This is a genomic window from Labrys sp. LIt4, assembly GCF_017813775.1.
GTDB lineage: Bacteria > Pseudomonadota > Alphaproteobacteria > Rhizobiales > Labraceae > Labrys > Labrys okinawensis_A.
Genome location: NZ_JAGIPY010000013.1, coordinates 96,643 through 123,223, shown reverse-complemented (window position 1 = coordinate 123,223; position 26,581 = coordinate 96,643). Strand labels below are relative to the sequence as shown.

Here is a 26,581-nt window from a genome sequence, read left to right as displayed (position 1 = left end):
CATAGCTTCTTCGCTGGCTCGAAAGCGACGCCGGTCGTGCCCTCTCCCCGATGAGGAAAGGGCAAAGACGATATCGTTCCCGAACAGGGCCTGATTACGCCACCAAGCCGAATTCCGCGGCGCTGTCGCTCAGCCAGTGCCAGAAACTGCCGGCCATGCTGCGGAACAGGGCGATCTCGTAGGTCGGCGTGTCGTCGAGCTGCCATAATGTCACGCCGATATGCGAGCACGCGGTCACGGCGGCATCGCCCGGTGCGAAGGCGCGCGGATGCAGGTCGATGTCCAGTCCCTTGGCGAACATGTCGCGGACATGCGGACCCGAGACCCGCAGCACGGCATAGCCGGAAGTCTGGTCGGTCACCGATGCGAGCGTGCCGACAGCCTCGATCAGATCGGAGACGAGCAGATTGGGCTCTCCGGCCTCGCGCGTGACCAGCCAGGCCGACGGCCCGGTGCCCAGGGCAGCGAGCGTACCGGACACTACCCGCTTGGGGCCGTCGGGCAACCGCAAGCCATAGGCGGCCTGCATGCGCGCGGCCAAGGCCCCCTCCTGGCCCTTGCGGGCCGCCAGGGTGACGATTTCCAGGCCCGAGCGATCCTGCACGCTGACGCCTGCACCCGTCCCAACCGGCTTGAGCAGGCCGGCAAAGGCGCTACGGGACTCCAAACGCCCTGCACTGATGGCGTCAAACATGGAGACGGCTCCCTTCAGGATCAAAGAAGATGGGCGAGACGACCTCGACCTCGATATCGCCGTTGCGCACCGGATCATAGGCGCGGATCACCTCGCCGTGGCGGGACGGGCCGTTGGCTAGCAGGCCAAGGCCGATCCAGCTTTCGAGCATCGGCGAATAGACTACGGAGGTCGCGAAGCCCTCGTCATTGGCGGCGACGGCCGCGGCACCCTTCTTGAGGAAATGCGAACCGGCGCGCAGCCGATCCGCCGGGTTGACCGGCTTGACGCCGACGAGGCCGGGCCGATCGGGGGCAACCAAGGCCGGGCGCTGGGCCAGGACCCGGCCAATATAGTCCTTCTTGGTCGACATCATCTTGCCGAGGCCGAGATCGCGGGCCGTGGTCTGGCCGTTGAGCTCGTTGCCGGCGACATGGCCCTTTTCCACGCGCATGACCCCGAGGGCCTCGGTGCCGTAGGCGCAGCCGCCCATCTCCTCGGCCAGCGCCATCAGCGCCTTGAGCAAGGCAAGGCCATAATGGGCCGGCACGGCGATCTCATAGGCAAGTTCGCCCGAGAAGGACAGGCGGTAAAGGCGGGAGCCGACATTGCCGAGCGGCAACGTCGCGCACCCCATATAGGGGAAGGCCTCGTTCGACAGATCGGCGCTGGAGCCGTAGAGCTTCTGCAGCAGGTCCCGCGCTTTCGGCCCGGCCACGGCATATTGCGACCATTGTTCGGTGATCGAGGACAGTGAGACGTCGAGTTCCGGCCACAGCGCCTGGCGGCAGAATTCGAGATGCTGCATCACCTTCACGGCATTGGCCGTGGTGGTCGAGATCACATAGTGATCGGGCGCAAAGCGGGCGGCCGTGCCGTCATCCATGACGAAACCGTCTTCGCGCAGCATCAGGCCATAGCGGCATTTGCCAACGGCGACCGTCGAGAAGGTATTGACGTAGACGCGATCGAGAAAGGCGCCGGCATCGGCGCCCTTGATGTCGATCTTGCCCAGCGTCGAGACATCACACACGCCGACGACCGAGCGGGTGGTCCTGACCTCGCGGCAGACGCTTTCGAGCCAGTCCTTCTCGCCGGGACGCGAGAACCATTGCGGGCGCAGCCACTGGCCGGCCTCCACCATGGTGGCACCGTTCGCCATCGCCCATTCATGGCCGGCGGTGAGGCGCGTCGCCTTGAAGTGCTTGTCGCGATGGGGCCCGGCCAGGGCGCCGATCGCCACCGGGAAATGCGGCGGACGCGAAACCGTGGTGCCCACCTCCGTCATCGAACGGCCGAGCAGGCCCGCCATCATGGCGTGGCCCGCGATGTTCGAGGTCTTGCCCTGGTCGGTGGCCATGCCCAGCGTGGTGTAGCGCTTGAGATGCTCGACGGAGCGGAAGCCCTCGCGATGGGCGATCTCGATATCCTTGGCCGTGACGTCGTTCTGCTGGTCGACGAAGGCCTTGCTCTTCGTCTCGGCGACATGCCAGAGGGGCTTGAGGCCGACAGGCTCGTCGTCGCAGGCCGGGATGGCAGCCTCGCCGGCAGAGAAGCCGCAATCGCCGGCCGCTGCGCGGCCCGCCTGCGCGCCGGCCCGCAGACAGGCACCCAGGGAGAAATCGCCGTTGGCAGCACCCGCCACACTCATCCCGTCGGGCAGATCGCCCGGCACGAATGCTGCAAGCTCGTCCGACCAGCGCGGCCGCGCACCCTTATGGGTGGTCAGTGCGACCTGCGGGTTCCAGCCGCCGGAAACCGCCAGAAAATCGGCGGGAATGCTCTCGCGCTTGCGCCCGGCGATCACCTCGACGGACTTGATGCCCTGGGTTCCACCCTTAGCATCGGTCACGCTTGCTCCGAGCAAAGTGCGTGTTCCGGCCTTGCCGGCCCAGCCGGACACCGCCGCGTCGACCTGCGAGCGCGGATCGACGATAGCGGCTACGGTCACGCCGGCGGCCACGAGATCGGCCGCCGTGCGCCAGCCATCGTCACTGGTGGTGAACACCACGGCCTGGCGGCCCGGCGCCACGCCGTAGCGATTGAGATAGCTGCGCGCTGCCGAGGCGAGCATCACGCCCGGCCGGTCGTTGCCGCCGAAGACGATGGGACGCTCGATGGCCCCCATGGCGTTGACGCAGCGCTTGGCCATGATGTGCCAGAGGCGCTGGCGCGGCTGATGCGCGGGCGGGACCGGCAGATGATCCGACACCCGTTCCAGGGCGCCATAGGTGCCGGTGTCGTAGACGCCGAACACCTGGGTGCGCTTGAAGATGCGCACTTCCGGCATGGAAGCCAGTTCCGCTTCGATATCGGCGGCAAAGACCGCGGCGGACTTGCCGTCGACCTCGTGCCGTTCGCTCAAGAGGCGCCCGCCGAGGCGGAAATCGTCCTCGCACAGGATCACGCGGGCACCGGCACGGCCGGCTTCCAGAGCCGCCATCAGGCCGGCGGGACCGGCGCCGATCACCAGCACGTCGCAGAAGGCGGCGGCCTTCTCGTAATGATCCGGGTCGGGCAATTGGCTGGCGCTGCCGAGGCCGGCAGCCCGGCGGATCATCGGCTCGTAGAGCTTTTCCCAAAGGGCCGCCGGCCACATGAAGGTCTTGTAGTAGAAGCCGCCGACAAAGATCGGGCCGGCCAACTGGTTCACCGACAGCAGGTCGAATTTCAGCGAGGGCCAGCGGTTCTGGCTCGCAGCCTCCAGCCCGTCGAACAACTCGACCGTCGTCGCCTTGGTGTTGGGCTCGCGGCGGGCGCCGGTGCGCAGCTCGACCAGGGCGTTGGGCTCCTCCGGCCCGGCGGTGAAGATGCCGCGCGGGCGGTGATACTTGAACGAGCGCCCGACCAGGCGAATGCCGTTGGCGAGCAGAGCCGAGGCCAGCGTGTCGCCGCTGAGCCCCTCATAGCTGTTGCCGTCGAAGCGGAACCGCACGCTATGGCTGCGATCGACCAGGCCTGCGGACGGCAGGCGGAAGGAAACGGCCTCGCTCATGATGCGGCTCCCGACGTTTGAGGCATCACCAGTTCAGCCTTTTCGATTGCATGGGTCTTGGTGTTGCGGCGGACCTTGAGCCAGGAACGGCAGCCCGAGCCGTGATACCAGAACTCCTCATGCGCTCCCTCGGGATTGTCGCGCAGATAGGCATATTCGTAGAACTGCTTGCCGGCGTCCGGCGCCGAGGCATCCGGCCGGCTTGGCCCGGCATCGCCCAGATAGGTGAATTCGTGCACGCCGCGCGCACCACAATAGGGACAGGCAATCCGCATCGAACCGTGCCTCAGTGAAGATTGGGTTGGGCACCCTGGCCCTTTTCGTCGATCACCGCTCCGGTCTCGAAGCGATTGAGCCGATAGGCGGCAGCCACTTCATGGGGCTGATCCTTGGCGATGAGGTGGGCGAAGCACCAGCCCGAGGCTGGGGTCGCCTTGAAGCCGCCATAGCACCAGCCGCAATTGAGATAGAGGCCGTCGATGCCGCTCTTGTCGATGATGGGCGAACCATCCATCGACATGTCCATGATGCCGCCCCAGCTGCGCAGCAACCTGAGACGGCCGATCATCGGCATCACCGCCATGCCGCCTTCGCAGACATCCTCCACCACCGGCATGTTGCCGCGCTGGGCATAGGAATTGTAGCCGTCGATGTCGCCGCCGAAGACCAGGCCGCCCTTGTCGGACTGGCTGACATAGAAATGACCGGCGCCGAAGGTGATCACGCCCGGAATCAGCGGCTTGAGCCCCTCTGTAACGAAAGCCTGCAGCACATGGCTCTCGATCGGCAGGCGCAATCCCGCCATGGTGCCGACCTTGGAGGTATTGCCGGCTACCGCCATGCCGATTTTCTTGGCCCGGATGGTGCCGCGGGTGGTTTCGACACCGACGATCGCGCCGCCTTCGCGGACGAACCCCTTCACTTCGCAATTCTGGATGATGTCGACGCCGCGATCGCTGGCGGCACGCGCATAGCCCCAGGCCACCGCGTCATGACGCGCCGTGCCGCCGCGCCGCTGCAGCAAGCCGCCCTGGATCGGGAAACGGGCATTGTCGAAATTGAGGAAGGGCGCCATCGCCTTGACACCGTCGCGGTCGAGCAATTCGGCATCGACGCCATGCAGGCGCATGGCATTGCCGCGCCGGGCGAAGGCATCGCGCTGGGCGTCGGAATGATAGAGGTTCAGCACCCCGCGCTGGCTCATCATCGCATTGTAGTTGAGGTCCTGCTCCAGCCCCTCCCACAGCTTCATGGCATGCTCATAGAAGGGAATATTGCCTGGCAGCATGTAGTTCGAACGCACGATCGTGGTGTTGCGGCCGACATTGCCGCCGCCGATCCAGCCCTTCTCGATCACTGCGACATTGGTGATGCCGTGATTCTTGGCGAGGTAGTACGCCGTGGCCAGGCCATGGCCGCCGCCGCCAATGATGATCACCTCGTAATTGAGGCGCGGTTCGGCGTCACGCCAGGTCGGCGTCCAGCCGCGGTGGCCGTTCAGGGCATTCTTGAAAAGGGAGAACAGAGAGTAATGCATCGGGCTTCTTGCCGGAGAAGAGTACGGGAATCTTCGGTCATCCGGTCGCGTCCTCGCCCGGCGGGAAACGGATCCAAGGGCTTGCCGCAAGAAATTGCCGCCCAGCTATCCGCGTCCAAGACCAGGCCACGCCGGCACGATCAGCGCTTGTCGTCGAGAATCATGGATACCTCTGCCCCCAGCGAATTCGGGCTGCCTCGTTCATAGGCATAGCAGCCTGTTACCCACAGTGAAAGATTATTCCTGCGCGTGCAACATCTTTTGCGACTTTAATGCGAGGAAAAAACTTTCACCAGCAAGGCCGCTACTGGCGCCGATGGCGGACGGAAGCGTTCCCGCTCGCCCCAGCCCAGGGATTTCCAGGGTCAAAAGAGGGCATCCAACGGATGCGGCCTGGCAAGGGCGAAACCCTGGGCCCGGTCGACCCCAAGGGCACGCAGCAGGGCCAAGGTCTCCTCATTCTCCACCTGCTCGGCCACCGTGAAGGCTCCCAGCCGGTGACCGACCGTGTTGATCGATTCGACGATGGCGCGGTCGACTTCGCTCTGGGCCATCTGCCGAACGAAGTCACCGTCGATCTTCAGGCCATCGACCGAGAACTGCCTGAGATAGGTGAACGAGGACAGTCCCTTGCCGAAATCGTCGAGCATCACGCCGCAGCCGGCGGCACGCGCCTTGGAAAGGAATTGCTGGGCCGCGGCGAGATTGTTGATCACGGCGGTCTCGGTAATCTCGAAATGGATACGCCGGGGCGACAAGCCGGACTGGGTGAACTCCTCCTGTAGCAGCGGCCAGAGGAAGGGATCGTTCAGCGAATTGGCCGAGAGATTGATGGAGAGGGAGATGTCGTGGGCGCCGAGCAGGCGGGCGCCATAGCGGCGGAACGTGGCATGGATAACCCAGCGATCGATACTGCCCATCAAGTCGTAATGTTCGGAGGCCGGGATGAAGGCGGCCGGCTCGACGATATTGCCGGCATCGTCGAGCATGCGCAGCAGGATCTCGAAATGCCGCTGCCCGCCTTCCTGCCCGGAAAGATCGAAGACCTGCTGGGCATAGAGGCGGAAACGATCGGTTTCGACCGCGTGGCGGATGCCCGCCGCCACCCGCATCTCTTTGTGGTTGCGATGAGCCGCGCTCTGGCCGTCGCCATAGACGGCAAGCTGATTGCGACCGGAGGTCTTGGCCGTATAGCAGGCGATGTCGGCCTGGCTCATCAACTCGTCTTGCCGCGGCGCCTCGGCATCGATCTTGGTCAGCCCCATGCTGGCCCCGATCTGGTAGGATCGCCCATCCCAGCCGAATCGCAATTGAGCCAAATCGCGCAGAAACCGTTGTGCAACCGCCTCTCCGGCGACGATCGAACAGTCGCGCAACAGGAGCGCGAATTCGTCGCCCCCCAGGCGCGCGGGCACGTCCTCCGGACGGCAGATGCGGCGCATCAGATTGGCAACCTCGCGCAGCAGCGCATCGCCGGCGGCGTGCCCGGCACTGTCGTTGACGATCTTGAAGCGGTCGAGGTCGATGAAGCACAGCACGTGCCGATGGCCGTCCTTGCGCACCTGCTCGAGCGAAAGGCGGATCTCGCGCTCGAAGGCAGAACGATTAGGCAATCCGGTCAGGCTGTCGTGATTGGCCGAATATTCGAGGGCCTGCTGCAGGATGCGGGCTCTGGTCACGTCCTGAAACACCAGGACGGCCCCGATGATCTTCCCCGATGCCGTGCGGACGGGGGCTGCTGAGTCGCGCACGCTGCGCCGTTCGCCGTCGCGCCGCAGCAACACCGCACCGTCGCTGAGATAATAGGGGCGCATTCGCGCCAGGCAGGTTTCCACCGGATCGGCGAGCGTCTCGCCGGTGGTTTCGTCGACGATGCGAAATACCTCGGGCAGGCGCTTGCCGGCGGCATCCCGGCCCGGCCATCCCGTCATCTCCTCTGCAACGGGGTTCATGAAGGTGATTCGCGCCTGGGCGTCGGTCGAGATCACGGCATCGCCGATCGAATGCAGGGTGATACGCAGTCGCTCCTTTTCCTCGAACAGCGCCTCCACCAGTTCCTTGTGCTCGGTGACGTCCCAATCCATGCCGACCGTGCGGATCGGAGCGCCCGTCTCGTCGCGGATCACCCGGGCAAGCGAATGAATATGGCGGATTTTGCCGGAACGCCGGTCACGCAAGCGGAATTCCATGTCGAACAGCGTGTTCTCGCGCAACGCCCGGTCATATTCGCGGGTTATCGCAGCCACGTCGTCCGGATGAATGCGATCGAGCCAGGCCTGCCTGCTGCCGTCGTAGCGGTCCCGCGGCATGTCGTAGAGCCGGTACAGGCGATCGTCCCAAGTGTAGCGCTGGGAGGCGAAATCATATTCGAAGACACCGACCCCCGCCGCCTCGATCGCCAGTTGCAGCCGCTGATTGAGGGCCAGGATGGCGCTTTCGGCCTCCTTGCGGGCCGTGATGTCGGTATGGGTGCCGATGACACGCAAGGCGCGCCCATCGGCCGCCCGCTCGATCACCTTGCCGCGATCATAGATCCAGCGCCAAGTGCCGTCCTTGGCACGCAGGCGGTTCTCGAAGGCAAAATCCGCGGTCTCGCCACGCAGATGTGCCTCGATGATCGCCCGGCACCGCGGCAAATCCTCCGGGTGCACCCGGTCCGACCATTCGCTGGCGCTGTTGCCGACATCGTCGTCGTCATAGCCCAGCATCGCCTTCCACTGATGCGAGTAGAATACTTCCCCGGTCGCGAGATTCTGGTCCCACACCCCGTCACCCGAACCGTAAAGCGCGAATTGCCACCGCATTTCGCTATGCCGAAGAGCCGCCTCGGCCGCCTTGGCATCGGTGATATCGCGGGAGATGCCGATCAGTCCGGTGATCTCGCCACGCTCGTCGCGCCGCGGCGCCTTGGTCGAGGAATAAGTGCGCAACACCCCGTCGAGCATCGCCGTTTCCTCCATGGTGGAGGGTTCCCCGCTCTGCATCACATGACGGTCGTTCTCGATCAGGCGGCGCGCCATCTCGGCCGGAAAGATCTCGGTGTCGGACCGGCCCAGGATCTGGTCGCTCGACAGGCCCATCAGCCTCTCGACCGACGGGTTGACCAGGGCGTAGCGCCCGTCACGATCCTTGACATAGATCAGATCGGGCGTGCCGGTCATCACCGCTTGCAGCAGCACCAGCGTATCGTGCAGCCGCTGATTGCGCTCGACGTCGTCGGTGACGTCCCAGCAGACACCGATGCCCTGTGTCAAGGCGCCGTCTTCTCCGCGGATCAGCCGGACCGTGGACCGGATGTAACGTGTCCCACCCGTCTTTGCGTCCTGGACGCGATAGTCGAGTTGATAGTGCGAGCCCGACTGCAGCGCATGCCGACGAATGTGGTCGACCCTGGCGGCGTCTTCGGCCGAGAGCAGGCCCAAGAACGCTTCCATCGTATTCTCGAACGTCTCGGGCGTGACGCCGTGAAGTTCGTAGGTTCGTGCGTCCCAATATCGGAGCCCCGAAGGATAATCGACGTGGAAGATGCCGATGCCGCCGGCCTGGACGGCGACTTCCAACCGCTGCGAAACGGCGGAAAGGCGCTGCTCCATCTCCTTTTGCCGCGTGATGTCGGTGATGGTCCCGATCATCCGCTTGACCGTGCCATCGGGCGCGTATTCGACCGCCCTTCCCCGGCTGATCACCCAGATCCAGTGACCGTCACTGTGCCTCAGCCGATAGGTCGCGTCGAAGTCCCGCTCGCCATCGAGCCCGACGCGCCCCGCCGCCTCCGCCATGCGGACACGATCATCCGGATGCATCTTGCTCAGCCAGTTGCCGATCGAATGCACGCGCTCGTCATCCGGCAAGTCGAGCATGGTACGCCAGCGCGGCGACACCCACACCATGCCATTGGGCACGTCGAAGTCCCACACGACCTGCTTGGAGCCTTCCAGGGCCTGGCGCCAGCGCCACTCCGTTTCGGCCAGACTGGTTTCGTCCGCCATTTCGGCGTTTACGGCCACGATCTGCGCAATGGCGGCAAAGGGCGAGGCTGCGTCCGCGGCGTCAAGCCGGGAGAGAGTGGTCAAGCCGGTGAAGACGGTGCCGTCATGGCGGCGATAGCGGCGCGCCACACCATCTTCGTTCCCACCATCCCAACTGAGACCGGCCCTATCCTCGGGATCAGCGAGATCGGCAAGAGTCATGCCGACATAATCGGCCGCTTGATAACCGGTGAGCCGACAAAAGGCCGGATTGGCATAGCAACACCGACCATCATGGCCGATCAGCGCCATGGCGATGCCGGCTTGCTCGACGATATGGCGAAGCAGTGCCACATCGCCCGGCAGAACCACCGCATCGAGGCGATCGGAGCCCGGCCCGGCGTCTATCTTCATCTGGCGGATCTCACCTGCGCGAGCGAAACCATAAGCACTCAACTGGTGATAATGGTACGGAGAAGCTGCGCCATTGCCAAATGCTGACGCGAGAATTCACGCCTCTTTCGACAGTGATTTGCGCTCGACCCGGCAGTGCCGCCGCGAACATGCCGGAGCACCCGGCTACCGGCCGTCCTTCTCCTGGCAGTCGAGCGAGGCTGAACGTCATCAGGGCAGGCGCTCTCCTCGCGAGGCCACCAGCACTGCATACCACTCCTCCCTGCTCCAGCGCGGCAGATAAGCCTGCGGGATCTCCCGGATACGGTCGAGATTCTGCGTGCCGACGATCGGGATGGTCCGCGCCGGATGGGCCATCAGCCAGCTCAGGGCGACGGCGGTATGGGAGACGCCGGCCTGCGCCGCCTTCGCATCGAACAGGGCTACGACGGCCCGGGCCCGCTCGTCCTGGGGCTGCGCCAGCCTCCCGCCGGCCAGGGGCGACCAGGCGAGCACCGCCATGTCGTTCATCATCGCCTGGTCCAGAATTCCGTCATGGAGCGGATCAAGCTTGAGGGCAGAGAATTCGGGCTGATGACTGACGATGGGCAGGCTGAGGCAGGCCGCCAGGCCCTGCGTCTGGGCAGCCGTATAATTCGACACGCCGATGGCGGCGATCTTGCCGGCCCGGTGTGCATCCTCCAGGGCCCTGGCGATCTCGCTGGGGTGGGTGAGGATATCGGGCCGGTGGATCTGCCAAAGATCGATGCGATCGACCTGCATCCGCTTCAGCGACGCGTCGATGGCCGAGGTGAGATAGGCAGCCGAGGAATTATAGGGCGTACCGAAGACGATACCGCCCTTGGTCGCCAGCACCATGCGCTGGCGCAGGCCGGGACTGGCTTCGAGCACGCGGCCGAGCTGGCTCTCGGCAACACCGAAGCCGCCAAGATCGGACGGCCCGTAGATGTCGGCAGTATCGAACAGCGTGACGCCAACCTCGAGTGCCGTCTCCACCAACTTCTGGGCCGAGGCGAGATCCTCTCCCCCGAAGCGCCACATGCCCCAGGCGACCGAACTCACCGATATGCCGCTGCGGCCGAGGGGGCGGATCGGTTCGGGTGTAGGCAGGTCGCTCATCTCGGTATCCCACAGTGACGATACGTCACTTCTATCAAGTGGAAGCAGCGATGGACATCCCCTCTTCCCAATAAGGCGGATCGCCAAAGCTGCGTTTCAAATGTTCGGCCAGCGCCCGGAGCTTGGCGGAAGGGCGGCGCGCTTCCGGATGAGCGAGGAAGACGAATTCCGGTTCGGGCCGAATGCCGACATCGATGAGCTTCAGCCTGCCGGCGCGGATCTCCGGCCCGGCGATGAAGGTCGGCAGCAGGCCGATGCCAAGACCTGCAATCGCAGCGTCGCGGATCATGTCGCCATTGTTGACGCGCAGGGCCACCTTCGCCCGCACGATCTCCACACCATCGGGCCCGAGGAAACGCCAATCGGCCGCGCCCCGGTTCGAATAGAACAGCCCTTTATGGCGATCGAGTTCGCCAATGGAACGGGGCGTCCCCTCACGGTCCAGATAATCCGCCGAGGCCACCAGGAAGCGCCGGCTCGGAGCGAGACGCCATACCATCAGCCGCGTGTCCGCGATGACTCCATGCCGGATAACGCCATCATAGGCACCGGAGGCGATATCGACCCGGCGATCATCGAGGTCGAGAATCAGTTCGACCTGAGGATGAGCCGCCAGAAACGGAAACAGAGCCGGGCCGAGATGCAGGCGCCCGAAGGTGATCGGGGCGGCAATCCGCATCGGCCCGGCCAGGGTGCCGCGCCGCTCGGCCAGATCCGCCGCCGCCTCTTCCACCTCGCGCACGATCCGCTTGGCACGCTCCAGAAAAGCGGCGCCGTCCTCCGTCACCGACAATCGCCGTGTGGTACGATGCAGCAATATCGTACCGACGCTGCGTTCCAGTTCCCCCAGGCGTTCACTGACCACCGATTTCGACAGGCGCAGGCTGCGGGCCGCCTCGCTGATCGATCCTGCTTCTGCCACGGCGACGAAACTCGCGATCCCGTCCAATTTCATCGTTCGGAAATCCCGGAAGATAGATCCAATATCGGAAGGATACTCCGGACAGGATGCTTGCGCCATATTCGCTTCACCAAAGCATCCCTCACGAACAAGGAACCGCAATCATGAACAGACTCTCGGGCAAGCGCGCACTCATTACCGGCGGCACTACGGGCATAGGCCTGGAAACCGCCCGCCAATTCCTGGCGGAAGGCGCCCTGATAGCCGTGACGGGCACCAATCCCCAGACGCTGGAGGCCGCCCGCAAGGAACTGGGTGAAAGTGCCCTGGTCATCCAGTCGGACGCCGCCGATGTCGCCGGGCAGAAACGCCTCGCCAAAGCGATCGCGGAGGCCTTCGGGGGGCTCGACATCCTCTTCGTCAATGCCGGCATTGCCCAGCTCAAGCCGCTGGCCGACTGGAACGAGCCCGATTTCGACAAGATCTTCGACATCAATGTAAAGGGCCCCTATTTCCTGATCCAGGCCCTGCTGCCGATCCTGGCCAATCCGGCCTCGATCGTGCTGAACACCTCGGTCAACGCCCATATCGGCATGCCGAATTCCAGCGTCTACGCCGCCTCGAAGGCCGCGCTGCAGTCGCTGATCCGTACCCTGTCGGGCGAGTTGATCGGACGGGGCATTCGCCTGAACGCCGTCAGCCCCGGCCCGATCGCCACGCCACTCTATGGCAAGCTCGGCTTTTCGCAGCATGACCTGAAAAATGTCGCGGACAGCATCAAGGGGCTGGTGCCCGCCGGCCGCTTCGGCGAGGTGAGCGAAATCGCCAAGGCAGTCGTGTTCCTCGCCTCCGACGAAGCGGCCTACACGGTCGGCAGCGAACTCATGATCGATGGCGGCATGGGCACGCTCTAACCTCTTGCGACTCCGAGCTTATTCTGCCCCACTGAGGCTTGCCGCCTCTTCTTCCGACAGGGCCTGGGGCTGGACGCCCTCGGCTTCGATGGAGACCGGCCGCCCGGAACGCGCCGCTTCCAGGATGCCCTCCATGATCACGAGCACATGCAGGGCGAGCTCGCCGGATGCCCGCGGCCGGCGGCCTTCCTCGAGGCTGCGGGCGAGATCCGCCACGCCGAGCATGCGGTAATTCGCACGATCGGGCGCGGCGTAGGGCCAGTTCAGGCCGCCATAGGTCATGGCGGCCGTCTCGATGGACTGCCAGGGCTCGCCCTTGCGGCTCAGACGGAGGAGGCCGCCGAACGTATCCGGATCGGGCAGGCTGAGCGAACCTTCGCTGCCATGCAGTTCGATCGGCTGGTTGCAGTGGCGGAAGACATCCCAGCTCATGCCGACATTGACGATGACGCCGCCGGCAAACTCGACCAGGGCCATCAGGGTGGTGGGTGTGCCGACGGCAAAGCTTGTGCCCTGGTTCGGGCCGGGGGCGGTGATCAGCCGCTCCGCCTGCCCGGTCGTAGCCATCGCCGCAACCTGGCGCGCCGGTCCCAGCAGGTTGACCAGCATGGTCAGGTAATAGGGCCCCATGTCGAGAACGGGACCGCCGCCGGGCTGGTAATAGAATTGCGGATTGGGATGCCAATGCTCCATGCCGCGGGTCATCATGAAGGCAGTCCCGGTGGTCGGGCGGCCGATCGCCCCTTCTGCCATCAGGCGGCGAGCCGTTCGTCCCGCGGCGCCGAGGAAGGTATCGGGTGCGGAACCGATCGCCAGCTTGCGCCGGCGGGCCTCTTCGACCAACTTCCGGCCCTCCGCCGCCGTGACGGCGAGAGGCTTTTCGGTAAAGACGTGCTTGCCGGCGGTAAGAGCCGCCATCGATACCTCGAAATGAACAGCCGGAATGGTCAGGTTGAGGACGAGGTCGACCTCGTCGTCGCCAAGCAATTCTTCCACGCTGAGGGCACGAATGCCGTATTCCCCAGCCCTGAGCTTGGCGGATTCCGCTGAGATATCGGCACAGGCTTTCAATTCGACGCCTGGAAACAGCGCGGCATTGCGCAGATAGGTCATCGAGATATTGCCGCATCCGATCACGCCGACGCCGAGTTTACCCATGCGCTTCCTCCGCCTTTCCGGTCAATCTGATTGCTCATTTTTGCATTAATTTAGAAAGTAAACACGAGACTCTTCGAGTTTGAATGAAATTTTTTGAACGAAGATGACAATTTATCCTTGACAGTAGGCAACCTCGGGCCAAGCATGGCCTAAAAATCAGGGTGGCCATTCACCCCTGGAGCAAAGCGCAAACGCCCTTTTGCCCAGACGCATAGTTGCGACGCGTCTTTGCGATTCTTGGTGAGGCCACCAAGTCGCAGAACGCTCAGAGGGAGGACTTGTGATGTCGGACGTTCTGTCACGCTCGACCCCGGCTGTCGGGGCTTCGCAATCCGGATCGACAGCGCCGAGCCGGCGCACCTTCCTGCAGGGAGCGGGCTTGGCCGCAGGCGCCCTGGCGCTCGGCCTGCCCAAGCGTGCCCGCGCCGCCGAGCGCACGGAGATCACCTTCGCCAGCGCCAAGTTCTTCGGCAAGCAGACCATGGCGCAGGTGGTGGACGCCTATAACCGGTCGCAGGGCAAGATCCACGTCACCTATGTCGAGCTGCCGCCGCCCAGTTCCTCTACCGAGGTGCACACGGCCCTCGTGCAACAGCTCGCCCGCCGCACCGGCACGCCCGACGTCTTCACCCAGGACGTGGTCTGGATCGCCGAATTCGCCGGCGCCGGCTGGGCCCTGCCGCTCGACGAATATTTCAACGCCTCGGTCCAGAGCCAGTTCTTCCCCGGCCTGGTGGCGGCCTGCACCTACAACAACAAGCTTACCGCTTTGCCCTGGTATGTCGATTCAGGCATGCTGTTTTATCGCAAGGACCTCCTCGAGGGCATCGGCGCCAAGCCGCCGCAGACCTGGGACGAACTCACCGCTGCCGCCCAGGAGATCCAGAAGTCCGGCAAAGCCGATTTCGGTTACCTCTGGCAGGGCAAGCAGGCCGAAGTGCTGGTCTGCGATCTCGTGGAAGCCATCGCCTCCAATGGGGGCTCGATCCTTACGCCCGACGGCAAATCCTCGGCGCTCAGCGACGACAAGGCGGTGGCGGCGGTTCAATTCCTCTACGACACCATCAACAAGACGAAGATCAGCCCCTCCGATGTGCTGAGCTGGGACGAAGAACCCTCGCGGCAACCCTTCACGGCCGGCCGTGCGCCCTTCCTGCGCAACTGGTCCTATGTCTATGCCATCGCGCAGGACAAGGCGGCGTCTTCGGTGGTCGACAAGGTCGGCGTGGTGCCCCTGCCCCATTTCGCCGGCGGCAAGAGCGCGGCCTGCCTGGGCGGCTACCAGTACGGCGTCAACGCCAACACCAAGAACCGGGAGGCGGCCATCGAATTCCTGACCTGGATGTCCTCGCCGGCCACCCAGCTCCAGTTCGCCCTGCAGCTCGGCATCGCGCCGACCCGTCCCGAAGTGTTCGAGGATGCTCAGCTCGGCAAGGAGCAGCCCTTCATGAAGCAGCTCAAATCGGTATTCACCGGCGCGACGCCGCGTCCGGTCACTCCGAAATATGCGCAGGTCACCCTCGCCATCCAGTCCGGCGTCTCGAAGGCGCTGGTCAGCGGCAACATCAAAGCCGAGCTCGAGGCCGCCAGCGCCAAGATCAATGCGATCGTCGCGGGATGACGCGATGAGCGTGCAAGTCTCCGCGGCCAACCCTCCCCTCGGGGCTGGCCTGCGGTCCCTGGATCTGGCGCCTTGGCTCTTGATCCTGCCGCTGCTGATCTCGCTCGGCTCGGTCTCGGTCTATCCCGTCGTCAACGGCGTGTGGCTGTCGCTGACCAACACCTCCCTGGTCACCCAGGAAGATGCCTTCGTCGGCCTGGCCAATTATCGCACGCTGCTCGGCGATGACGCCTTCTGGAACGCCTGGGGCCACACGGTGCTGTTCACGGCGGTGTCGACGGCGCTCGAGACCGTGCTCGGGCTCGGCATGGCGCTATTGCTCTACGAGCCCTTCGCCGGCCGCTCGCTGGTACGCGCCGCCATGCTGGTGCCCTGGGCCATGCCCACCGTGGTTACCTCCAAGATGTTCGGCTGGCTGTTCGACGGGCAGCACGGGCTGATCAACTACCTCCTGAAATCCGTCGGGCTGATCGACGGCAACATCAACTGGTACGGGTCGGTCGACCATGCCCTGGACACCATCATCATCGCCGATGTCTGGAAGACCACGCCCTTCATGGCCCTGCTGCTGCTGGCCGGGCTGCAGACGGTGCCGCGCTCGCTGACAGAGGCGGCCAAGATGGACGGCGCCTCGGCCTGGCGTATCTTCTGGCATGTGCGCCTGCCTTTGCTGCTGCCGACCCTGCTGATTGCCGGCATGTTCCGGGCCCTCGATGCCTTCCGCATCTTCGACCTCGTCTATGTGCTCACCGGCGGCGGCCCGGCCGACTCCACGGAAACCTTGTCCACCCTGAGCTACAAGGTGCTCTTCTCCACCCTGCAGTTCGGCTATGGCTCGGCGCTCTCCACCGCGATGTTCATCACCGAAACGCTGATCGCCATCGGCTTCGGCATCTTCATCGTGGCGCAGCTGAGGAGGCAGGGATGACAGCCCGCGAGATCCTGCGCCTCATCATGGTCTATGCCGGCGCGGCTCTGCTGCTCGTCTGGTCGGCCGGACCGTTCCTGTGGCAGTTCTCCACCTCGCTGCAGCTCGACAAGGCGTTGACCGATCCGGTGCCGAGCTTCTGGCCCTCGCCCGTGACGCTCGAACACTACGCCAATGTCTTCTTCGTCAAGAAGTTCCAGCTCTATGTGCTGAACTCCGTCGTCGTTGCCGGTCTCACCACGTTGTTCTGCCTGGCCATCGGGGCGCTGGCCGCCTTCTCTCTGTCGCGGCTGGAGATCAAGGGGCGCTTCGGCATACTCGGCGTGGTGCTGTCGGTCTCGATGTTTCCGCAGATCGCCATCGTCGGCCCGCTCTATCTGACCGCTTCCAATTACGGCTTCCTCGACACCTATAGCGGCCTCGTCATCGTCTATCTGGCGCTCGGCCTGCCGCTGGTGACCTGGGTGCTGTTCGGCTATTTCGACACGCTGCCGCGCGAGATCGACGAGGCCGCGCGCATGGACGGCGTCGGTGTCATCGGCCTGTTCCTGCGCATCATCCTGCCGATGTCCCTGCCCGGTCTCGTCACCACCGGCCTGCTCGCCTTCATTGCGGCCTGGAACGAATTCATGTTCGCCCTCGCCTTCACCTCGACCATCGAGCACCAGACGATCCCGGTCGGCATCGCCAACTTCACCAATCTCTATTACGTGCCCTGGGGCGACGTGGCCGCCGCTTCCGTGGTGGTGACCGTGCCGCTGATCGCCCTGGTGCTGTTCTTCCAGCGCCACATCATCGAAGGCCTGACACAAGGCGCCGTCAAGGAATGACATCATGAACGAGACTGCCAAGCTGAAAGCCGGCTGCCAGACCTTCACCTGGGAAATGCTGGGCAAGGCCTGGACGGGCAACGCCGACGACCTGCTCGCCGCCATCGCGGCGGCAGGCTATGCCGGCATCGAGATCACCGACACCATGATCCCGCCCTATGCCGACCGCCCGCGGGACTTTGCTAGGGCCTTGGAAACCCATGGCCTGACACTGGTGGCCTTCGCCTGCGGCAGCAGTTCCGGCTTCACCGAAGCGGACGCTCTCGAGGCCGACCTTGCCATGGTCGACCGCGCCCTGCGCTTCACCGCGCATTTCCCCGGCGCCATCCTGTCGCTGGGCAGCGCCACCATCATGAGCCCCGGTTCCCTCGACGACAAATTCGCCGTGGCCGGGCGCTTCTACAATGGCGCCGGCGAACTCGGCCGCGTCGTCGGCGTCGATGTCGCGGTGCATCCGAGCTCGCACCACGACACGCTCTTGAGCTCACGGGCCGACTATGACCGCATCATGGCCCTTCTCGATCCGGCCCTGGTCGGCTGGGTGCCCGACACCGGCCATATCCTGCGCGGCGGCCAGGATATCCTCGATACACTGCGCACCTATCAGGACCGCATCCGCTATCTGCATCTGAAGGATGTCGACGCCGAGGGCCATTGGCGCATGCTGGGCCAGGGCATCTGCAACCTCAGAGGCGTGATCGACATCGTGGCCGCCGGGCCGAGCTTCAACGGCTGGCTGGTGCTGGAGGAGGAATCCGATATCGCCGCAGCCGACCCTGCCGCCGCCGTCAGGGCCAATCGCCAAACGCTGCGCCGCGCCGGCATCTGAGCTGCACGCCGGCTGCACGAAACCCGCAAAGGAGAACGCCACGATGGCCACCGTCAATCTCAAGGGATTGCGCAAGTCCTATGGCGCCGTCGAGGTCATCAAGGGCGTCGACCTCGAGGTCGAGGACCGCGAATTCGTGGTCTTCGTCGGCCCCTCCGGCTGCGGCAAGTCGACCTTGCTGCGCATGATCGCGGGGCTGGAGAAGATCAGCGGCGGCGACCTCCTTATCGACGGGCGCCTTTCCAACGACGTGGCGCCGGCCAAGCGGGGCCTCGCCATGGTGTTTCAGAGCTATGCGCTCTATCCCCACATGACCATTGCCGACAATATGGGCTTTGCCCTAAGGATCGAGGGTGTGCCGAAGGCCGAGCGCGCCGCCAAGGTACAGGCAGCCGCCGAGATCCTCCAACTCGGCCCGCTGCTGCAGCGCCGGCCCAAGGAGCTTTCCGGCGGTCAGCGCCAGCGCGTCGCCATCGGCCGCGCCATCGTGCGCAATCCCAAGGTCTTCCTGTTCGACGAACCGCTTTCCAATCTCGACGCCGCCTTGCGCGTACAGATGCGCATCGAGTTGATGCGCCTGCACGAACAGCTTCAGGCGACAATGATCTACGTCACCCACGACCAGGTCGAAGCCATGACCATGGCGGACAAGATCGTGGTGCTCAATGGTGGTCGGATCGAGCAGATCGGCGCGCCGCTCGAGCTTTATAATCACCCCCGCAACCTGTTCGTGGCCGGCTTCATCGGCTCGCCGCGCATGAATACGCTGCCGGCCCGCATCGTCGAAATCGACCCGAGGGGCCTGAGCCTCTCCTTGCCGGGGGACAGGCGCATCGCCCTGCCCTTCGCGGCCACTGGCCTGAAAATCGGTTCCGAGGTCACCTTCGGCATCCGGCCCGAACATATCACGCTGCTGAATGGAGCCGACAGCGCCGGCGAAGCCATTGCCGGGACGACCAGCATCGTCGAGCATCTGGGCGGGCTGACCGTGTTTCATACGGCCATCGCCGACGGGCAGACATTGGTGGTGCAGACCGACGGCAAGAACCCCGTGCGAGCTCACAGCGAAGTCCGATTGCGGATCGATCGCGATTCAGCCCATGTGTTCGGGCCGGACGGCACGGCCTTGCCGCGCCTGGCCGCAAATGTCGCCTGAACGGCTGGGGCTGCAAGGCGAAAAAACACAAAAAGACGCTACGGACGGCGCAAAACGTCCGCAGCCTCTGCATAGTCCTACCCTATCGCTCAGCCATGAAGCGCGTGGCTGCCACGCAATTCGGTAAGCGGGGTCGCGGTGACGGCGGGGCGCGGGTGCTGCTCCATATGGAAGGCGATGCGGCCAGCGCCGATCAATTCATAATAGCGCAGTATCGCATCAGCGGCCCGAGGCGCATGTCCCTCAAGATTCGCGCGGTGTTGCCCGTCCTTGGGCACCACTTTGAAATCGCCATTGGCCGCCATCAATCGGCGGGCACAAAGGCTTTCGATCATCGGACGGGTCTCCTCCGTCCACACATACCAGCCATAGTCATCGGCCTGCGTGCGCAGGAATTCCAGCTCCTCGGCCGAGAAGACGGCGGCACGGCTTTCTTTCATGGCTCCACCCTATCGTTTCTGGCTCCCGCTCGATTGAACGCGGCGAGGCACATATGGTTCCGTCAAGGCAGTGGAAAAAACTATAGCGCGCATCCGCGTCACAACCTAGGTATAGAAATCGATTCATCTTTTAAATTTTATTCATTTACCTGGATTTCATCGCGTAAAAATTGAGCAAACCAGTCATAATTCGGGCAGAGTTGCATAAATCCGTCATCTGGGCATTTTCCGGCCCAGCAGCCGAGCTTGAAGTTCGGCCGTCTTGAGTCGTTGCTTCCACCGGACAAATCCGCACATCGCCGCCGAGCCCAGACCCAAAAAGGCCGGCAATGACCGGGCATGGCCGTTCCCGGACGCAGGCCTCGGCCAGCATGATGCCGGGAGTGTCATCGCAACAGGAAACGCTCCCATGCGCCGTCTTTCGATCGCCTTCCTCACGACTGCCCTGCTGGCGGGTTCGGCCACGGCCGAGACCTTCAAGGACTGGCAGGTGAATTGCGACGCGAGCCGCCAATGCCGGGCCATCGGCTTGGCCGCAGGCGACCCGGATGCGAGGGGCTATCTCGGCATCCACCGCAGTTTCGAGACGTCGGCGCCGGTGGAACTCCGCTTTGCGGTGGCCGATCCGACCGGCGGCCTGGCCGGCCGGCCTCATGTCCTTCTGGCGGATGGTAAACCCATCGCCTCCCTCGCCCGCCCGATCATATTCTCGGAACCCGAGGAAGATGGCGGGCTGGTCGAGGCCACCCTCGCGGTCGACGAAACGTCGAACCTGCTCCAGGCCCTGCGGCAGCACCACTCCCTGCAATTGCAGGCAGCGGATGGCAGCCTGGCGGTGAATGTCTCGTTGGCCGGCGCCACTGCCGCCTGGCTCTACATGGAGGAGCGGCTGGGAAGGAATGCTCTGCCCGCCGGGCCTGCGACATGAACGGTGGATCGCGGGAGGGGAAACCTTGCGCCCGCCTCTACGCACGTATACTCCTGCGGCCCCGAATTCATCGCAGGCGCCGGCATGGCTAGGAAGAAAGCCCCCTCTCCCTCCCGATCGAGCCCGGCGCCCCAGGCCAAGCGCCCTCGCAATGCGGCGGCGACGCGCGAAGCCATTCTGCAGTCGGCCCTGGTCGCCTTCTCGCGCGCGGGCTATGACGGCGTCGGCCTGCGCGAAATCGCGGGAGAAGCCGGCGTCACCGCCATCCTGGTCAACCGCTATTTCGGTTCGAAGGAGGAGATGTTCGCCGAGGCGGCCAAGATCGCCTGCGCCGATGCCAGCCTGTTCGAAGGCGATGCCGCTACCCTTGCCGACCGCGTGGCGCAGGCGATGGTGGCCAACCCTCCCGGCGAGAGCTCCGGTGTCGATCCGTTCCGGCTGATGCTGCATTCGGCTTCCAACCCCAGGGCCGCCGAAATCCTGCGCGAGACCGTCACGGCGCAATTGGAACGCCCGCTTGCCGCCGGCTTGGCCGGCAAGGATCGGCCGGAACGCGCCGCCTTGTTCCTCGCCCTGATCGCAGGCGTCGCCCTGATGCGCGACGTGATCGCCAGTTCCGCCCTGGCCGAGGCCGATCCGTCGGCGCTGGCCAAGCGGCTGGCCCAGATGCTCAAGCCCCTGATCGACGACAAGCCGGCCAAGAAGACGGACAAGCCCCAGCAGCTCAGCCTGGGATTTTGAGACGGGCTCTCACACTGCAGTTGCGTTTATACAAATGAGCTCGGGATAACTGGCTCTAGCCTTCCTCTGGTCCGCTCGATGCGTCCCGACAACCGAAAACGAGGGGCAATGGCTCGAAGCTGAGGGCCACCGCGTGAAAACGGCTACAGCAACTTGCGCAGGGCCCGGCGGGTCGCGGCATCGACCCGGCCGGTGATGGCACCATCATAGTCGCCATCCGCTTTCATCTGCCTCTGCACCTGTCGGATGGTCTCGCGGTGCAGGCTCAAGGGCCTTGCCAGGATCGCAGGTATTTCGAAATACCGGTTGTGGCAGGAAACGGCCTTGAGCTGCAGTTCGCCGGCGCGCTTTGGGTCTGGCGGTCCGCCGAGACCGGCGTCCAACAGCCGGGCGTAGCGGTCGGCGATGTCGCCATGGCACCACTTCAGCGTCTTTTCATAGATCGCACGCGCCTCGGCGGGGTCCTTGGGGCCCCCGAGACCGAGTTCCACCATGCGCGCATACTCGTAGCTGGCATCGATTTGCCCCTTGTCGTCCGATTGCTTGAACAGCATCCGCGCCAAGGGCAGGTTGCGCGGACCGCCCTTGCCGTCGAGAAGCAGGAGGCCGAGGCGCCACAGCGCTGCTCTGTTGCCGGATCGGGCATAATGGATGCGCGCGGCGGCTCGGTCCCGCCGCCCGCCGGCCCCGGCTTCGAGCATCTGCGCGAGCAGCCTGTCGGCGGTCTTGTCGCCTCCCGCCGAAGCCTGCGTGAGCAATTTGCGGGCCTGATAGGCCTTCTCGGATTTGGCACCTGCTGGAACATCATAGGCACCGTCCCTGTCGGCGCTGCTGATATCGTCGGCGGGATAGAGTTCGAGGGCCTGCGCACGCAGATCCGTGCCAGGCGCATCCCCGGCCTTTGCGGGCAGGGCCGGCGCAAACGCCAGGAATAAAATAGCGGCCAAGGTGGCCGCGCAATGCTTCCAATCCTGCCCTGATTCCGGCGACATCATCCTGGCTCCCTGCGGCATCGAGACTGCAATCTGAGCCATGGCTCCATCACGATCGGTGCGTTCGCGCACGGGTTGCCCGACTTCTCCTCCCGCAACCGCCGGAAGAGTATGAATTGTCCCATGCCCCTATGTCGGATACCTGTTGGTTCGTTCGTCCTTGGCACGAGAGGAAGCAGACAATGCGATATACGATCCTTTGCTACAATTACGAAGATGTCGTCGGCGCCTGGACCAAGGAAGAGGACGATGCCGTGATGGCGCGCCTGCAGAAAGTGCATGAAAAGGTCGCCGCGGCCGGCAAGCTCGGCCCAGTGGTGCGGCTGCTGCCGACAACCGCTGCCACCACCCTGCGCAAGACCGGCGGCGATCCCCTGGTGATCGACGGCCCCTTCGCCGAGACCAAAGAGCAATTGCTCGGCTTCTATGTGGTCGACTGCGAAAATCTCGAGGAAGCGCTCGATATCGCCCGTGATCTCGCCAAGGCCAATCCCAGCATCGGCTCTTATGAGATCCGCCCGCTTTCGATCTTCCAGCCCGGGGTACTCGGACAGAAGGCGCATGCAACATGACGGATGCGGCCTGGATCAACAGCGCTCTCGCCTCTGCCCGCCCACAGGCCATGGGAGCGCTGCTGCGTTATTTTCGCGACCTCGACACCGCCGAGGAAGCCTATCAGGAAGCCTGTTTGCGCGCGCTGAAGAGCTGGCCGAAAAACGGCCCGCCGCGTGATCCCGCCGCCTGGCTGATCTTTGCCGGTCGCAATTCCGGCATCGACGCCAAGCGCCGCGAGAAGAAGCAGGAAGCCCTGCCGGACGAGGACCAGATTTCCGATCTCGGCGATGCGGAAGCCGAGCTCGCCGAACGCCTCGACGGCCAGCATTATCGCGACGACATCCTGCGCCTGCTCTTCATCTGCTGCCACCCTGATCTGCCCGGCACCCAGCAGATCGCCCTGGCTCTGCGCATCGTCTGCGGACTCAGCGTCAAGCAGATCGCCCGCGCCTTTCTGGTCGGCGAAGCGGCGATGGAACAGCGCATCACCAGGGCCAAGGCGCGCATCGCCAATGCCGACGTGCCCTTCGAAGCACCGGGCGCGGTGGAGCGTTCGGAGCGGCTCGGCGCCGTGGCCGCCATGGTCTATCTCATCTTCAACGAGGGCTATTCGGCCGGCGCCGAGGACGATGGTAGCCGGGCCCAGCTCTGCGACGAGGCCATCCGCCTCGCCCGCCTGCTGCTGCGCCTGTTCCAGACCGAACCGGAGATCATGGGGCTGGCCGCACTGATGCTGCTCCAGCATGCGCGCTCGCCGGCTCGCTTCGATGCCGAGGGGCAGTTGGTGCTGCTGGAGGACCAGGACCGGCGCTTGTGGAACAGCCAGATGATCGCCGAGGGCCTCGCCCTGATCGACAAGGCTGCCCGCCACGGCAGCCCGGGAAGCTATCAGTTGCAGGCTGCTCTCGCCGCCGTGCATGCCAGGGCAGCGACCCCCGAAGACACCAATTGGCGCCAGATCGATTTCCTCTATGCGCTGCTGGAGGAAATCCAGCCCTCGCCCGTGGTCACCCTCAACCGGGCGGTGGCCGTTTCCAAGACGCAGGGCCCCGAGGCCGCGCTGGCGATGATCGAACCCCTGGAAGCCCGCCTCTCCGGCTATTTCTACTTCCATGGCCTCAAAGGCGGGTTGCTGCTGAAGCTCGGCCGAGGCAAGGAGGCTCATCGAGCCTTCGACCAGGCTATCGCCCTCGCCAGCACGGCGGCCGAAGCCAATCATATCCGCCAGCATCTGGACAGGCTGATGAAGGACGCCGCGGCGCAGGCATGACACGATGGGAGGCCATGCCTGCCCGTTATCCCCGTCAAGGCTCCCACATTCGCGGAAGTAGCCTCAGATCAGTCCGCCATTGGCCCGCAAGGTCTGGCCGTTGATCCAGCCGCCGTCCGGGCCGGCCAGGAAGGCGACCGCCGCGGCGATATCCTCCGGGGTGCCGAGCCGCTCGAGCGGCGCCATGCGGGTATAGTGCTCGATCAGGTCCTCGGATTTGCCGGTGAGGAAGAGATCGGTTGCGGTCGGTCCCGGCGCGATGGCGTTGACGGTGATGCCACACCCGCGCAACTCCTTCGCCAGCACGCCGGTCAAGGCCTCGATGCCGGCCTTGGTCGCGGCATAGATGCCATAGCTCGGTTGGCGCAGTCCGACGACGCTCGAGGAGAAGTTGATGATGCGTCCGCCCGGACGCAAGCGCCGTGCCGCCTCGCGCATGGTGTTGAAGCTGCCCTTGAGATTGACGGCCACCAACCGGTCGAAGCCCTCATCCTCGGTCTCGGCGAGGAGCGACAGGGCGATGATGCCGGCATTATTGACCAGGACGTCCACCCCGCCGAAAGCCGCCTGCACCGCCTCGAACATATGGGCGACGGCCGCGGGATCGCTGACATCGGCCTGAACCGCCAGCGCCCGGCCTCCCGCGCTCTCGATCTCGCGCGCCAATGCCTCCGCCCGCTCGGTATTGCCGGCATAGTTGACGACGACCGAAAAGCCGTCATGGGCAAGGCGTCAGGCGATGGCGGCGCCGATACCGCGCGAGGCGCCAGTGACGAGGGCGACTTTGCTGCCATTCAAGGTCATTTTGTTCTCCGTGACGTGAAGTTGATCGCCGAAAGGCACTATCCCCCATCTGCCGTCTTGGATAATTGTGTAAGATTAGGCATGACTATTCAGAGATAACGAACAATGGATCGTTTCGACGCCATCCGGCTTTTCACCCGCATCGTCGAGCGCCGCAGTTTCACGCAGGCAGCTCAGGATCTCGGCCTGCCGCGCTCGACCGTGACCGAAGCGATCCGTCAGTTGGAGGCACGCCTTGGCGTCCGCCTGCTCCAGCGCACCACCCGCGTCGTCAGCCCGACGCTGGACGGCGAGGCCTATTATCATCGCTGCCTCGCCATTCTTGCCGATATCGAGGATGCAGAAGCGGCTTTCGGCGATGCCCAGCCCCGCGGATTGCTGCGTATCGACGTGCATGGCACGCTCGCCCGGCATTTCCTGCTGCCGGGGCTCGCCGATTTCCTGGGACGCTATCCGGGCCTGCAGCTCCATATCGGCGAGGGTGACCGGCTGGTCGATCTCGTGCGCGAAGGCATCGATTGCGTAATCCGCGCCGGCGATCTCCAGGACAGCTCGATGGTGGCCCGCCGGGTCGCCATGCTTGCCGAGGCCACTTGTGCAAGCCCGGCCTATCTTGCCCGCCACGGCGTGCCGGCCACGCCGGACGACCTCGAAGGCCATCGCATGGTCGGCTTCGTTTCCTCGGCGACGGGAAGCGTCATGCCGCTCGAATTTCAGGTGGACGGCGCCATACGCCACGTCAGCCTGCCCACCGCGCTGACCGTCACCGGATCGGAAGCCCTGTTCGGAGGGGCGCTGGCGGGGTTGGGGCTCATCCAGGTGCCGCGCTACCATCTCCTGCCCTATTTCGCCGATGGCAGGCTGATCGAAGTGCTGCCGGCCCACCCGCCGACGCCGACGCCCGTCTCGCTGCTCTACCCACAGAACCGCCAGCTCTCGCCGCGGGTTCGCGTCTTCATCGACTGGGTGGCAAGAAGCTTCGCCGCATGGGCCGATGCCGGGATAATTTCCCGCTCGCCGGGGCCGGCGTGAGATGATAGCGCCTGCCCTTCTCCATCAGGTCTTGCGGAACGTCAGATTGATGCGATTGCGCCCCAGGCGGGGATGCTGGCCTTCCTTCAGCGGCAGGATGCCGTGATAGGCCAGTCGCGAGGGGCCACCCCATACCATCACGTCGCCATGCTGCAGCGGCACCTTGCTCGGTTTATCGCTGCGTGACAGGCCTCCGAATTGAAAAATGGCGGGCAGGCCGAGCGAGACCGAGACGATGGGCTTGCTGAAATCGCGCTCGTCCTTGTCCTGATGCAGCGACATCTTGGCGCCGGGCTCATAGCGATTGATCAGGCAGGCATCCGGCTCGAAACCGGCAAAGCCGGCCTCCGCCGCAGCCTCATGCGCAAGGGCGGCGAAGGCCCCGGGCATCTCAGGCCAGGGCTGACCCGTCTCGGGATCTTCCGCCGTGTAGCGATAGCCGCGCCTGTCGGTCACCCAGCCGGCCCGTCCGCAATTGGTCATCGCGACCGACATGGTGAAGCCGCCGGGCGTTACCATATGGCGGAAAGGGGCTCCGGCCACCACGGTATCGAGAGCGGCAAGCAATGCTTCCTCGCCGGCGAGGGCACGGCCGCCAAGCAGCACGGCGCCCTCGGCGATATCGAGGCGGTTGGGTTGGTCGAAGCTGAAAAGATCCGTCATCCGCGTGTTCTGGCCCATAATCTGGGCGCCTATGTGACCCAACGGCAGCGCCAGTAATCCCTTCGCCGTCTTTCGATGACGGCGCTTATACGGGTGGGCGGGTCTGGGGACCC

22 protein-coding genes and 1 pseudogene are annotated in these 26,581 nt (G+C 64.6%); 11 read left to right on the top strand and 12 right to left on the bottom strand.

Annotation, left to right across the window (positions count from 1 at the left end; translation table 11 throughout):
- Positions 1–94: 94 nt before the first annotated feature.
- The 7 genes from J8I29_RS22175 to J8I29_RS22145 all read right to left on the bottom strand — a co-directional run bounded on the left by J8I29_RS22175 (position 95) and on the right by J8I29_RS22145 (position 11,661).
- The gene (locus J8I29_RS22175) at positions 95–694 is read right to left on the bottom strand and encodes a sarcosine oxidase subunit gamma family protein (RefSeq protein ID WP_209433317.1); all 600 of its coding nucleotides are present in this window, start codon (positions 692–694) and stop codon (positions 95–97) included.
- Positions 687–3,668, bottom strand: a complete 2,982-nt coding sequence (locus J8I29_RS22170) for a sarcosine oxidase subunit alpha family protein (RefSeq protein ID WP_209433316.1) — start codon at positions 3,666–3,668, stop codon at positions 687–689. The genes J8I29_RS22175 and J8I29_RS22170 overlap by 8 nt, the downstream gene beginning before the upstream one ends.
- Entirely contained in the window at positions 3,665–3,943 is a 279-nt protein-coding gene (locus J8I29_RS22165; protein WP_105862176.1) for a sarcosine oxidase subunit delta, read from the bottom strand. Before J8I29_RS22165 ends, J8I29_RS22170 begins: the two co-directional genes overlap by 4 nt.
- Positions 3,944–3,954: 11 nt before the next feature.
- Positions 3,955–5,205: a sarcosine oxidase subunit beta family protein gene (locus tag J8I29_RS22160; RefSeq protein WP_105862177.1), complete on the bottom strand. Its 1,251-nt coding sequence runs from the start codon at positions 5,203–5,205 to the stop codon at positions 3,955–3,957.
- Between the two features lie 365 nt (positions 5,206–5,570).
- Complete coding sequence (locus J8I29_RS22155) at positions 5,571–9,587, bottom strand: PAS domain-containing protein (protein WP_209433315.1); 4,017 nt, start codon at positions 9,585–9,587, stop codon at positions 5,571–5,573.
- 210 nt (positions 9,588–9,797) lie between these two features.
- The gene (locus tag J8I29_RS22150; RefSeq protein ID WP_209433314.1) at positions 9,798–10,706 is read right to left on the bottom strand and encodes an aldo/keto reductase; all 909 of its coding nucleotides are present in this window, start codon (positions 10,704–10,706) and stop codon (positions 9,798–9,800) included.
- A 34-nt stretch (positions 10,707–10,740) separates the two neighbouring features.
- The gene (locus J8I29_RS22145; RefSeq protein ID WP_209433313.1) at positions 10,741–11,661 is read right to left on the bottom strand and encodes a LysR family transcriptional regulator; all 921 of its coding nucleotides are present in this window, start codon (positions 11,659–11,661) and stop codon (positions 10,741–10,743) included.
- A gap of 110 nt (positions 11,662–11,771) precedes the next feature.
- On the opposite strand from J8I29_RS22145, the gene J8I29_RS22140 reads away from it, so the two are divergent.
- The gene (locus J8I29_RS22140) at positions 11,772–12,521 is read left to right on the top strand and encodes an SDR family oxidoreductase (RefSeq protein WP_209433312.1); all 750 of its coding nucleotides are present in this window, start codon (positions 11,772–11,774) and stop codon (positions 12,519–12,521) included.
- 18 nt (positions 12,522–12,539) lie between these two features.
- Here J8I29_RS22140 and J8I29_RS22135 read toward each other — a convergent pair whose 3' ends face one another.
- Entirely contained in the window at positions 12,540–13,679 is a 1,140-nt protein-coding gene (locus J8I29_RS22135; RefSeq protein WP_209433311.1) for a Gfo/Idh/MocA family oxidoreductase, read from the bottom strand.
- A 283-nt stretch (positions 13,680–13,962) separates the two neighbouring features.
- Here J8I29_RS22135 and J8I29_RS22130 point away from each other — a divergent pair, with 283 nt between their 5' ends.
- From J8I29_RS22130 to ugpC, 5 genes are read left to right on the top strand one after another with little or no spacing between them, the layout of a single operon-like run.
- A complete protein-coding gene (locus J8I29_RS22130; RefSeq protein WP_209433310.1) occupies positions 13,963–15,300 on the top strand; it encodes an ABC transporter substrate-binding protein in 1,338 nt (445 codons plus the stop codon).
- A 4-nt stretch (positions 15,301–15,304) separates the two neighbouring features.
- Positions 15,305–16,228: a sugar ABC transporter permease gene (locus tag J8I29_RS22125; protein ID WP_209433309.1), complete on the top strand. Its 924-nt coding sequence runs from the start codon at positions 15,305–15,307 to the stop codon at positions 16,226–16,228.
- A complete protein-coding gene (locus J8I29_RS22120) occupies positions 16,225–17,058 on the top strand; it encodes a carbohydrate ABC transporter permease (protein WP_209433308.1) in 834 nt (277 codons plus the stop codon). The genes J8I29_RS22125 and J8I29_RS22120 overlap by 4 nt, the downstream gene beginning before the upstream one ends.
- Before the next feature lie 4 nt (positions 17,059–17,062).
- Positions 17,063–17,887, top strand: a complete 825-nt coding sequence (locus tag J8I29_RS22115; RefSeq protein ID WP_209433307.1) for a sugar phosphate isomerase/epimerase — start codon at positions 17,063–17,065, stop codon at positions 17,885–17,887.
- Between the two features lie 43 nt (positions 17,888–17,930).
- The gene (gene ugpC / locus J8I29_RS22110; protein WP_209433306.1) at positions 17,931–19,043 is read left to right on the top strand and encodes a sn-glycerol-3-phosphate ABC transporter ATP-binding protein UgpC; all 1,113 of its coding nucleotides are present in this window, start codon (positions 17,931–17,933) and stop codon (positions 19,041–19,043) included.
- Between the two features lie 89 nt (positions 19,044–19,132).
- Here ugpC and J8I29_RS22105 read toward each other — a convergent pair whose 3' ends face one another.
- Positions 19,133–19,483: a hypothetical protein gene (locus tag J8I29_RS22105; protein WP_105862188.1), complete on the bottom strand. Its 351-nt coding sequence runs from the start codon at positions 19,481–19,483 to the stop codon at positions 19,133–19,135.
- Positions 19,484–19,892: 409 nt separating this feature from the next.
- Here J8I29_RS22105 and J8I29_RS22100 point away from each other — a divergent pair, with 409 nt between their 5' ends.
- Positions 19,893–20,411, top strand: a complete 519-nt coding sequence (locus J8I29_RS22100) for a DUF1176 domain-containing protein (RefSeq protein WP_209433305.1) — start codon at positions 19,893–19,895, stop codon at positions 20,409–20,411.
- A gap of 84 nt (positions 20,412–20,495) precedes the next feature.
- Positions 20,496–21,152, top strand: a complete 657-nt coding sequence (locus J8I29_RS22095; protein ID WP_209433304.1) for a TetR/AcrR family transcriptional regulator — start codon at positions 20,496–20,498, stop codon at positions 21,150–21,152.
- Positions 21,153–21,295: 143 nt separating this feature from the next.
- Here the strand turns inward: J8I29_RS22095 and J8I29_RS22090 are convergent, their stop codons facing one another.
- Entirely contained in the window at positions 21,296–22,186 is an 891-nt protein-coding gene (locus J8I29_RS22090; protein WP_209433303.1) for an SEL1-like repeat protein, read from the bottom strand.
- Positions 22,187–22,326: 140 nt separating this feature from the next.
- On the opposite strand from J8I29_RS22090, the gene J8I29_RS22085 reads away from it, so the two are divergent.
- Positions 22,327–22,716 (top strand): YciI family protein, encoded by a 390-nt coding sequence (locus J8I29_RS22085; RefSeq protein WP_068291451.1) that lies wholly within the window; start codon positions 22,327–22,329, stop codon positions 22,714–22,716.
- A complete protein-coding gene (locus tag J8I29_RS22080) occupies positions 22,713–23,969 on the top strand; it encodes an RNA polymerase sigma factor (RefSeq protein ID WP_209433302.1) in 1,257 nt (418 codons plus the stop codon). The genes J8I29_RS22085 and J8I29_RS22080 overlap by 4 nt, the downstream gene beginning before the upstream one ends.
- Positions 23,970–24,032: 63 nt before the next feature.
- Here the strand turns inward: J8I29_RS22080 and J8I29_RS22075 are convergent.
- Positions 24,033–24,773: pseudogene (locus J8I29_RS22075) on the bottom strand (SDR family oxidoreductase).
- Between the two features lie 105 nt (positions 24,774–24,878).
- On the opposite strand from J8I29_RS22075, the gene J8I29_RS22070 reads away from it, so the two are divergent.
- On the top strand, positions 24,879–25,805 hold the full coding sequence (locus tag J8I29_RS22070; RefSeq protein WP_105862194.1) for a LysR family transcriptional regulator: 927 nt from the start codon (positions 24,879–24,881) through the stop codon (positions 25,803–25,805).
- 24 nt (positions 25,806–25,829) lie between these two features.
- On the opposite strand, the gene alkB is transcribed toward J8I29_RS22070, so the two are convergent.
- Positions 25,830–26,468 carry a DNA oxidative demethylase AlkB gene (alkB, locus tag J8I29_RS22065; RefSeq protein ID WP_105862575.1) on the bottom strand — a complete coding sequence of 213 codons (639 nt, stop codon included), beginning with the start codon at positions 26,466–26,468 and terminating at the stop codon, positions 25,830–25,832.
- Positions 26,469–26,581: the final 113 nt, after the last annotated feature.

Excerpts from the sequence above, each read along its gene's own strand:
- J8I29_RS22105 (WP_105862188.1), bottom strand. The coding sequence starts at position 19,483 with ATGAAAGAAAGCCGTGCCGCCGTCTTCTCGGCCGAGGAGCTGGAATTC.
- J8I29_RS22130 (WP_209433310.1), top strand. The coding sequence starts at position 13,963 with ATGTCGGACGTTCTGTCACGCTCGACCCCGGCTGTCGGGGCTTCGCAA.
- J8I29_RS22090 (WP_209433303.1), bottom strand. The coding sequence starts at position 22,186 with ATGGCTCAGATTGCAGTCTCGATGCCGCAGGGAGCCAGGATGATGTCG.
- J8I29_RS22165 (WP_105862176.1), bottom strand. The coding sequence starts at position 3,943 with ATGCGGATTGCCTGTCCCTATTGTGGTGCGCGCGGCGTGCACGAATTC.
- alkB (WP_105862575.1), bottom strand. The coding sequence starts at position 26,468 with ATGACGGATCTTTTCAGCTTCGACCAACCCAACCGCCTCGATATCGCC.
- J8I29_RS22150 (WP_209433314.1), bottom strand. The coding sequence starts at position 10,706 with ATGAGCGACCTGCCTACACCCGAACCGATCCGCCCCCTCGGCCGCAGC.
- J8I29_RS22125 (WP_209433309.1), top strand. The coding sequence starts at position 15,305 with ATGAGCGTGCAAGTCTCCGCGGCCAACCCTCCCCTCGGGGCTGGCCTG.
- J8I29_RS22100 (WP_209433305.1), top strand. The coding sequence starts at position 19,893 with ATGCGCCGTCTTTCGATCGCCTTCCTCACGACTGCCCTGCTGGCGGGT.
- J8I29_RS22085 (WP_068291451.1), top strand. The coding sequence starts at position 22,327 with ATGCGATATACGATCCTTTGCTACAATTACGAAGATGTCGTCGGCGCC.
- J8I29_RS22175 (WP_209433317.1), bottom strand. The coding sequence starts at position 694 with ATGTTTGACGCCATCAGTGCAGGGCGTTTGGAGTCCCGTAGCGCCTTT.
- J8I29_RS22145 (WP_209433313.1), bottom strand. The coding sequence starts at position 11,661 with ATGAAATTGGACGGGATCGCGAGTTTCGTCGCCGTGGCAGAAGCAGGA.
- J8I29_RS22070 (WP_105862194.1), top strand. The coding sequence starts at position 24,879 with ATGGATCGTTTCGACGCCATCCGGCTTTTCACCCGCATCGTCGAGCGC.
- J8I29_RS22080 (WP_209433302.1), top strand. The coding sequence starts at position 22,713 with ATGACGGATGCGGCCTGGATCAACAGCGCTCTCGCCTCTGCCCGCCCA.
- J8I29_RS22135 (WP_209433311.1), bottom strand. The coding sequence starts at position 13,679 with ATGGGTAAACTCGGCGTCGGCGTGATCGGATGCGGCAATATCTCGATG.
- J8I29_RS22120 (WP_209433308.1), top strand. The coding sequence starts at position 16,225 with ATGACAGCCCGCGAGATCCTGCGCCTCATCATGGTCTATGCCGGCGCG.
- J8I29_RS22160 (WP_105862177.1), bottom strand. The coding sequence starts at position 5,205 with ATGCATTACTCTCTGTTCTCCCTTTTCAAGAATGCCCTGAACGGCCAC.
- J8I29_RS22140 (WP_209433312.1), top strand. The coding sequence starts at position 11,772 with ATGAACAGACTCTCGGGCAAGCGCGCACTCATTACCGGCGGCACTACG.
- J8I29_RS22170 (WP_209433316.1), bottom strand. The coding sequence starts at position 3,668 with ATGAGCGAGGCCGTTTCCTTCCGCCTGCCGTCCGCAGGCCTGGTCGAT.
- J8I29_RS22115 (WP_209433307.1), top strand. The coding sequence starts at position 17,063 with ATGAACGAGACTGCCAAGCTGAAAGCCGGCTGCCAGACCTTCACCTGG.
- J8I29_RS22095 (WP_209433304.1), top strand. The coding sequence starts at position 20,496 with ATGGCTAGGAAGAAAGCCCCCTCTCCCTCCCGATCGAGCCCGGCGCCC.
- J8I29_RS22155 (WP_209433315.1), bottom strand. The coding sequence starts at position 9,587 with ATGAAGATAGACGCCGGGCCGGGCTCCGATCGCCTCGATGCGGTGGTT.
- ugpC (WP_209433306.1), top strand. The coding sequence starts at position 17,931 with ATGGCCACCGTCAATCTCAAGGGATTGCGCAAGTCCTATGGCGCCGTC.